Source organism: Stenotrophomonas sp. 05L44_2, from assembly GCF_056665995.1.
Genome location: NZ_JBFTNR010000971.1, coordinates 1 through 1,210, shown reverse-complemented (window position 1 = coordinate 1,210; position 1,210 = coordinate 1). Strand labels below are relative to the sequence as shown.

Sequence of the window (1,210 nt, the reverse complement as noted above, 5' to 3'; positions counted from 1 at the left end):
CAGTTCACCTTCACCGCCCTGACTGTTGTCGGCGACGGCGAAGGCAAGGTCGGTTTCGGTTATGGCAAGGCACGCGAAGTGCCGGTCGCCATCCAGAAGTCGATGGAGCAGGCTCGCAAGAACCAGGTCACCGTCGATCTGAACAACGGCACCCTGTGGCACACCATCAAGGATGGTCACGGCGCAGCGCGCGTGTTCATGCWGCCGGCYTCCGAAGGTACCGGYGTSATYGCCGGTGGTGCCATGCGCGCCGTSCTGGAAGCAGTTGGCGTGAAGAACGTGCTGGCCAAGGCCACCGGTTCGCGCAACCCGATCAACCTGGTGCGTGCCACCGTGAAGGGCCTGACTGCAGCGCAGTCGCCGGCTCGCATCGCGGCCAAGCGCGGCAAGAAGGTGGAGGATCTCAACCATGGCTAATGAAACCAACAAGACCGTCAAGGTCCGTCTGGTTCGCGGCCTGCGTGGTGCCCAGGCGCGTCATCGCCTGTCGGTGCGTGCGCTGGGTCTGGGCAAGCTCAACGATGTGCGTGAACTGAAGGACAGCCCGCAGGTTCGCGGTCTGATCAACAAGGTCCACTACCTCGTCAAGGTTGAGGAATAATCCAATGACCATGCATCTGAATGAATTGAGCCCGGCACCGGGCGCTCGTAAAGAGCGTACCCGCGTCGGTCGCGGTATCGGCTCCGGCCTGGGCAAGACCTGCGGCCGCGGCCACAAGGGTTCGTTTGCCCGTAAGGGTGGCGGCAAGATCAAGGCTGGCTTCGAAGGCGGCCAGACCCCCATGCAGCGTCGTCTGCCGAAGATCGGCTTCCGTTCGCCGATCGCCAAGGACACCGCTGAAGTGCTGCTGTACCAGCTGGACAAGCTGCCGGCCGGCGAGATCGACTTCGCTGTCCTGCGTGCTGCCAAGCTGGTCCCGAGCACTGCAAAGAAGGCCAAGGTCGTCGTCAAGGGCGAAGTGACCAAGGCGTTCACCCTGAAGGGTGTTGCTGCCACGGCCGGTGCCAAGGCTGCGATCGAAGCTGCCGGCGGCAGCGTAACGGAGTAAGAGAATCATGGCGCAAGCTGGCATCGGTAACCTCGCGGGCGGAATGGGCAAGTTCACTGAACTTCGCCAACGTTTGCTGTTCGTCGTCGGGGCTTTGATCGTCTATCGCATCGGCTGCTACGTGCCGGTGCCGGGCGTCAATCCCGATGCCATGCTTGCCA

Annotated in this window: 3 protein-coding genes and 1 pseudogene; all 4 read left to right on the top strand. The window is 62.7% G+C overall.

Annotated features, from left to right (window positions below; genetic code table 11):
• Positions 1-417, top strand: a 417-nt coding sequence (gene rpsE, locus AC1VAN_RS22425) for a 30S ribosomal protein S5 (RefSeq protein WP_480986809.1), incomplete at its 5' end; no start/stop codon positions are given.
• Entirely contained in the window at positions 410-601 is a 192-nt protein-coding gene (rpmD, locus tag AC1VAN_RS22420) for a 50S ribosomal protein L30 (RefSeq protein ID WP_025879315.1), read from the top strand. The genes rpsE and rpmD, both read left to right, overlap by 8 nt.
• Before the next feature lie 4 nt (positions 602-605).
• Complete coding sequence (rplO, locus tag AC1VAN_RS22415; RefSeq protein ID WP_025879316.1) at positions 606-1,049, top strand: 50S ribosomal protein L15; 444 nt, start codon at positions 606-608, stop codon at positions 1,047-1,049.
• A 7-nt stretch (positions 1,050-1,056) separates the two neighbouring features.
• Positions 1,057-1,210, top strand: a pseudogene (secY, locus tag AC1VAN_RS22410) (preprotein translocase subunit SecY); the annotation flags it as partial.

What these genes read in the sequence shown, in the direction of transcription:
- rplO (WP_025879316.1), top strand. Translation starts at nt 606, where the DNA reads ATGACCATGCATCTGAATGAATTGAGCCCGGCACCGGGCGCTCGTAAA.
- rpmD (WP_025879315.1), top strand. Translation starts at nt 410, where the DNA reads ATGGCTAATGAAACCAACAAGACCGTCAAGGTCCGTCTGGTTCGCGGC.